This is a genomic window from Streptomyces mesophilus (assembly GCF_040300965.1).
Taxonomy (GTDB): Bacteria; Actinomycetota; Actinomycetes; order Streptomycetales; family Streptomycetaceae; genus Streptomyces; species Streptomyces mesophilus_A.
In genome coordinates, this window is record NZ_JBEPEW010000253.1 from 1 (window position 1) to 6,623 (window position 6,623).

The 6,623-nt window shown below is 71.3% G+C and carries 7 protein-coding genes; 6 read left to right on the forward strand and 1 reads right to left on the reverse strand.

Going from position 1 to position 6,623, the window contains the following annotated elements; all coding sequences use genetic code 11:
• Positions 1-8 precede the first annotated feature (8 nt).
• Entirely contained in the window at positions 9-419 is a 411-nt protein-coding gene (locus ABT367_RS40065) for a (2Fe-2S) ferredoxin domain-containing protein (RefSeq protein WP_352258753.1), read from the forward strand.
• A gap of 41 nt (positions 420-460) precedes the next feature.
• On the opposite strand, the gene ABT367_RS40070 is transcribed toward ABT367_RS40065, so the two are convergent.
• On the reverse strand, positions 461-1,045 hold the full coding sequence (locus ABT367_RS40070; protein WP_352258741.1) for a TetR/AcrR family transcriptional regulator: 585 nt from the start codon (positions 1,043-1,045) through the stop codon (positions 461-463).
• Between the two features lie 100 nt (positions 1,046-1,145).
• Between ABT367_RS40070 and ABT367_RS40075 the strand changes: the two genes are divergently transcribed.
• From ABT367_RS40075 to ABT367_RS40095, 5 genes are read left to right on the forward strand one after another with little or no spacing between them, the layout of a single operon-like run.
• Positions 1,146-2,840, forward strand: a complete 1,695-nt coding sequence (locus ABT367_RS40075) for a CocE/NonD family hydrolase (RefSeq protein ID WP_352258743.1) — start codon at positions 1,146-1,148, stop codon at positions 2,838-2,840.
• Complete coding sequence (locus ABT367_RS40080) at positions 2,837-3,787, forward strand: ABC transporter permease (RefSeq protein WP_352258745.1); 951 nt, start codon at positions 2,837-2,839, stop codon at positions 3,785-3,787. Before ABT367_RS40075 ends, ABT367_RS40080 begins: the two co-directional genes overlap by 4 nt.
• Entirely contained in the window at positions 3,784-4,641 is an 858-nt protein-coding gene (locus ABT367_RS40085) for an ABC transporter permease (RefSeq protein WP_352258747.1), read from the forward strand. The genes ABT367_RS40080 and ABT367_RS40085 overlap by 4 nt, the downstream gene beginning before the upstream one ends.
• A complete protein-coding gene (locus tag ABT367_RS40090) occupies positions 4,638-5,636 on the forward strand; it encodes an ABC transporter ATP-binding protein (protein WP_352258749.1) in 999 nt (332 codons plus the stop codon). Before ABT367_RS40085 ends, ABT367_RS40090 begins: the two co-directional genes overlap by 4 nt.
• Entirely contained in the window at positions 5,629-6,450 is an 822-nt protein-coding gene (locus ABT367_RS40095; protein ID WP_352258751.1) for an ATP-binding cassette domain-containing protein, read from the forward strand. Before ABT367_RS40090 ends, ABT367_RS40095 begins: the two co-directional genes overlap by 8 nt.
• Positions 6,451-6,623 lie beyond the last annotated feature (173 nt).

The following is a 6,623-nucleotide window of genomic DNA, read 5'->3' on the forward strand; positions in this document are numbered from 1 at the left end:
GCCGGCGCGTGAGCCGCCGAAACCGCGCGACCGCCCCCGAGGCCGGACCGGGGCGGCCCACCGTGACGGTGTGCCGAGGCTGCTGCTGCGGCACCGCGGACAAGGTCCCCTACCTGGACCATGAGGCCCAGGCCGCCGATCTGCGCTCAGCGCTGGCGGGAGTTGCCCTGGTGCGCCGCAGCGACTGCCTTGACGTATGCGAACGCGCCAATGTCATCGTCATCCAGCCCTCCGCCGCAGGACGGCGGGCGGGCGGCCGCCCGGTGTGGCTCGGCCAGGTCAACGACCCGGACGCCGCCGCGGACATCACTGCCTGGGTGCGCGCCGGAGGGCCGGGTCTCGCCGAACCGCCCGACGTCCTGGATCTGTACGCCTTCACTCCCTCTCGCAGGGTGCGCGGCGAACTCGGTGAGCGTTGAGCTGTTTCCGGCGGCGGTCTCCGGTCGCCGTGCGGTGTGTCTCAACCGTGCGTGGCCGGCGTCCCGGCCATCAACGCATCCACGACTGCCCGGGCCACCCGGCCGGCTCGCTCCGGCGTCCAGTGGGCGGGCTCCTCCATGGAGGAGACGTAGTAGCCGCGGGTGAGCAGGGACAGAACGTCGGCGGCCAGGGCCGCGTCGGGCACCCCCGCCGCAAGTGAGGCTTCGAGGAACTCCTGGCGGGACTCGCGGGGTTCCTCGTGGTCGACGCCGCTCGGGTCGATGTGGGCCGTGGACAGCATCTCGACCCAGAGCGTGCGAAGCAGCAGGTCCTCGGGCTCCGTGCTGAGATGCCATTCCACGGTGGCGCGCAGCCGGTCGGCGCCGGTCAATTCGCCTACGTGGGCCTCGAGATCGGTGCGCCACCGGGACTCGGCGGCGCGCACGGCGTTGGTGATCAGGGCCGTCCGCGTCGGCACGTAATTCGTCACCATCGCCGTGGATCCGCCGAGCTCCTTGGCCACGGCGCGGATGGTGACGGCCCGTGCGCCGTCCCGGGCGGCGATCGCGAGCGTCGCCTGGGCGATGGCCTCGCGGCGCTGGACTTCGTCGACGTCGATCGGCATGGAAGCAACCTAGCTCAGAGGGGGTTGACGCTGAACTCTTCTGAATGCAACGCTGTTATATCACAATGTTGTCTAAAGGTTTGCCTTCATGGAGGGCCCTATGAGCCTTGTCGTTCAGCGTGTCACCGCGGAACCGGTGCCCCCGGACGCGCGGCAGCACATGGTGCGTATGCGGGACGGCGTACGGCTCGCGACCGACGTGTACGGCGCCGGTGACGGAGGGCCCGCGCCGACGGTCCTGGCCCGCCTGCCCTACGACAAGAACAGCCGGTACGTGTTCTTCGACAGGATCGCCGAGCGGTTCACCGCGCACGGCTACGTCGTGGTGGTCCAGGACGTCCGCGGCAAGTTCCGCTCGCAGGGCCGGACTCTGGGCTGGACCGGGGAAGTCGACGACGCCTACGACACGCTGGAGTGGATCACCCACCAGCCCTGGTCCGACGGGTCGGTGGGCATGTTCGGCGACTCCTACTACGGGTTCACCCAGTGGTCCGCGGTCTCCAGCCAGCACCCCGCCCTGCGCGCCATCGTCCCCCGGGTGACCTGTACGACGAACGCGCCCGGCATCGCCGCCTACGACCCCGGCTCCGGCAGACAGCCCGTATGGCTGGAGGGGGCCACGTATCAGGCGCAGGTGTGGACCGACCGCGAGAGCTACGAGTTCGACGTCGATCTCACCCGGCGTCCGGTCATCGCCGCGTACGAGGAGGCGTTCGAGGCGATCGGGCGGCGGTCGGCCGGCTTCGACCTGATCGTCGGCGACATCCGCCTCGACCCGTACAACGGGCCGCACCCGTACGACGCGCGCCCCGTGCCGGTGCTGCACTGCGTGGGGTGGTTCGACAATCTCGGCATCGCGCACATGCGTGACTACACGGAGCTGGCCCGGCGCCCGGGCTGGGGTGCGGTGCAGTATCTGATCGCCGACACGACCGACCACGAGAACTACGTTCTCGAAGACGCCCCGGTGTCACGCGAGAACGATCACTTTGCCGACGATGCCGCCCTCGCCCGCATGCTGGACTCCTACACCGCCCCGGCGATCGCGTTCTTCGACGTCTTCCTCAAGGGCACCGCACGGCCCCAGGCGCTGCCGCGCGTGCGGTGGAAGCTCGGGCACGCGGACTGGCGCGAGTCCGACGCGTGGCCGCCGCCCGAAGCGACCGCCACCGAGCTCTACCTCGCGCGGCCGGCGGCCGCGCCCGGCATGGTGCCCGGCGGAACCCTCGCGCCGAGCCCGGCCGATGCCGCGGAAAACGTGGACTGGCGCTACGACCCGGAGAGCCTCGTACCGTCCGCCGCCCCCGTCACCTTTCTGCAGCTGCGTGACCACGTGGACGAGCGCTCCACCCTCGACCGCGACGACGTGCTCGTCTTCACGACTCCCGCTTCCGAACGTCCGCTTGACCTCGCCGGACCCGTACACGCGGTGCTGCACGTGGAGAGCACGGCACCCACGTACGACGTCTTCGTCCGGCTCCTCGATCTGGCCCCGGACGGCGCCGCGCGCCTGATCGTCCGTGGCTGCGCCCAGAGCGATACGGCCGGTGAGCTGGAGATCGCCCTCGGGCACACCGGCTACCGGGTGCGCCCCGGACACCGGCTCGCCCTGATGATCGCCGGCAGCGACTTCCCGAACCACCTGCCCAACTCCGGCTCCCTGGAGAGTCCGTGGCACACGACGACTCCCAAGGCGAGCCTGCAGAAGCTGCGCACCGGCTCCGCCCACCCCTCCCGCCTCCGTCTGACCGTCCTGCCCCCGGCCCGTACCGGCAAGGGGAGTGAGCCCGCATGAGGCTCCGCTTCGTCCTCACGCGACTGAGCCTGCTGGTCGTGACGGTGCTCGTCTCCAGCCTGGCCATCTACGGGGCGATGTTCCTCACCCCGGGAGACCCCGCCACGCTGCTCGTCGGCGGCAGCCGCGATCCCGACCCGGCCGTCCTTGCGCAGATCCACCGCGAGTACCACCTGGACGACCCGTTCATCCAGGGCTATCTGCACTGGCTCGGCAACTGCCTCCAGGGCGACTTCGGCAAGTCCCTCGTCTACCGGGACTCCGTCGCCGGTCTCATCGGCGCCCGCGCCGCGGACACCCTCGCGCTCGTCACGTACGCGGCCGTGATCGTCCTCGTGACCGGCACGGTCATCGGGACCGTCGCCGCTCTGCGCGGGGGTCGTACCGAAACGCTCGTCACGACGCTGACGGCGGGTGCGATGGCGGTGCCGACCTTCGTCATGGCGGTGCTGCTCATCTGGCTCTTCGCCGTCCAGCTGCCCTGGTTTCCCGTCTACGGGTCCGGCGAGGGTTTCACCGGCACGCTGAAGCATCTGACGCTGCCCGCCGTCGCGTTGGCGCTGACCTGGATCGGATACGTGGCCCAGGTGACCCGGACCGCCGTCCGTGCGGAGCTGCGCTCGGAACATGTGGAGACCGCGCGCAGCCGCGGCGTCCCCGAACATGCGGTGATCCGGCGGCACGTGCTGTACAACGCGTCCGGGCCCGTCCTCGCCGTCTCCGGCGTCGGCATCGCAGGTGTCATCGCGACAGCCGCCGTTGCCGAGCAGGCCTTCGGCACCGGCGGTCTCGGCTCGCTCATGATCGAGGCCGCGTCCAAGCAGGACATGGCCGTCGTCCAGGCCGTGTCGCTGATCTTCGTGGTCGTGTTCGTCGTCATCAACACCACCGTCGACCTGGTCAGCGCCGCCCTCGACCCGCGGGCCGCGCAGAAGGGGGCCCGATGACCAGCGCCCTGTTCGCCCGTACCGCGGCCAAGCCACGCGCCGGACGCCCGCGCGACCGCGTGACGCTCGCCGCAGGCTGCGTCGTCGGCCTGTTCGTCCTGCTCGCCCTGTGCGGACCCCTGCTCGTCCCGCACGCCCCGAACGCCGTCGACCCGCTGAACGTGCACTCCGCACCGTCCGCCACCCACCTGTTGGGCACGGACGACAGCGGACGCGACCTGCTGTCCCGGCTGATCGCCGGCACCCGCGCCAGTCTCGCCGCCCCCGCCGTGGTCATCGCCGTGTCCACCACGCTCGGCACCCTGCTCGCCCTGGTCGCGGCCTGGTTCGGCGGATGGCTCGACCGGTTCGTCTCCGGCGCCCTTGACGTGGTGTTCGGCTTCCCGGGACTCATCATGGCCGTCCTCGTCGCGGCGGTGTTCGGCGCCGGCCTCACCGCACCGGTCGTCGCCCTGTCGATCGCGTATCTCCCCCTGATCACCCGCGTCGTACGGTCCGCCGCGATCAAGGAACGCAACCTGCCCTACGTCTCCGCGCTCCAACTCCTCGGCGCGCCCACCGCACGCATCTGGCTGCGCCACCTGCTGCCGAACCTCGGGCCCCTCGTGCTCGTCCAGGCGACGATCGGCTTCGGTTACGCCCTGCTCGACGTCGCCGCGATCTCCTTCCTCGGCCTGGGCAGCCAGCCACCCGACCCGGAATGGGGACTGATGGTGGCCAACGGAGCACCTTCCATCCTCGCCGGGGCACCACAGCAGTCCCTGTACGCGGGCCTCGCGATCCTCCTCGTCGTCGTCGCCTTCAACCTGCTTGGCGCGGGGCTGTCCCGCCGTCTGCTCGGAGAGCGAACATGAGCACCGCACCGACTCTGCTCCGGATCGACGGGCTCGGCATCGACCTGCCGCTCCTCGGAGAGCCACGCCCCATCGTGCACCGGGCCGACGTCGTCATTCCCGAGGGAGCGGCCGTCGCGCTGGTGGGGGAGTCCGGTTCCGGCAAGTCCCTCACCGCGCGCGCCGTGCTCGGTCTGCTGCCCGCAGGAGCCCGCGTCCACGGAGAGGTCGCCTTCGACGGCGAATCCGTGGCGGGGATGGCACCCGAGCGGCTGCGCAGGTTCCGGGCGGGCGAGGTCGCCATGGTCTTCCAGGACCCGCGCGCCCACATCAACCCGGCTCGCTCCGTCGGCGACTTCCTCATCGAAGGGCTGACCCTCACCAGGGGAGTCCGGGCCGCCGACGCCGTCAGGAAGGTCACCGGCATTCTGCGGGAGGTCGGTATCGCCGACGCCGAGCGGCGGATGCGGCAGCGGCCGCACGAGCTGTCGGGCGGACTGCTCCAACGGGTCATGATCGCCGCCGCGTTGGCCGCGGAGCCGCGCCTGCTGCTCGCCGACGAACCGACCACCGCCCTCGACGTGACCACACAGGAGGAGGTGATGGCCATCATCGCCGAGGCGCGCGAAGCGCGGGGGCTCGCCCTGCTGTTCATCACCCACGACCTCGAACTGGCCGCCGCCGTATGCGACCGGATCGTCGTCATGTACGCGGGTTCGACGGTCGAGGAACTTCCCGCGGGCCATCTGCGGGAACGTGCTGCCCACCCGTACACCCGAGCCCTGCTGTCCTCGAGGCCTTCGGTCTTCGAGACCGATACCGAGCTTCGTTCGATCCCCGGCCGGCCGCTGTCCGGATTCGAAGTACCCGACGGCTGCGCCTTCAGCGACCGATGTCCGCGCGTGCGCGACCTGTGCCGCAGCGAGCGGCCGGCCCCGAGCGCCGCCGGTGACTCCACGGCGGCCTGCCACTTCCCGTACACCGCCCCTGCCGAGGAGGCGGGCCGCCATGCTTGAAGTACGCAATCTCCGCAAGGAGTTCGGTGACTTCGTCGCCGTGGACGACGTGACGTTCGCCCTCCCGCAGCGAGGGTCCCTGGCGATCGTCGGCGAGTCGGGGTCGGGCAAGACGACCACCGCGCGCATGATCGCCGGCCTGGAGACGCAGAGCGGCGGACACATCCTCGTCGAGGGCGAAGAACGCGGGCCAGGGCACAAGCGTCCGCGCTCCGGCGAGCGCCGCGCCCGCGGCCGGCAGATCCAGATGGTGTTCCAGGACCCGTACTCCTCCCTCGACCGCCGCCAGCGCGTCGGCGCCGCCGTGGCGGAGGCGGTCGCCCTGCACCGGCGCCTGCCGACGGACCGACTGCGTGCCCGTGTCGCCGAACTCCTCGACATGGTCGGCCTCGACGACCGGCAGGCGGCCGCCCTGCCGAGGGCCCTGTCCGGCGGTCAGCGCCAGCGTGCGGCCATCGCCCGCGCCCTGGCCGCCGAACCGCGGGTCCTCATCCTCGACGAGGCCATCGCCGCCCTCGACGTCTCCATCCAGGCACAGATCCTGCGCCTGCTCGCCGACATCCGCGCCCGCACCGGCACGGCTCTGCTGTTCATCACGCACGACCTCGGCGCCGTCCGGCACATCAGCGACGACATGCTGGTGATGCAGGCGGGCAAGGTCGTCGAACACGGGCCTGTGGCGACGGTGCTGGCCGACCCGCAACACCCGTACACGCGACGCCTCATCGCGTCCGTCCCGAAGCCGGGGTGGACGCCGCGCCGCCGGACGGACCCGGCCGCCGCCCAGGCCCTGACGGGGCGCGCGGTCTCCTGACGGGCGCGCGGCCTCCTGACTGGAGGGTGTCCGCGCGGCCGGGGGACTGGGCGGACGCCCTCCGCAGTACCGCTCCCGAAGTGCCCCTGCCACTCCAACGTATGGAGTGGCAGGGGGACATGGCGCGGTGACGCGAGATAGGAAGAGCACACCACTGAAATCCACTCACCACA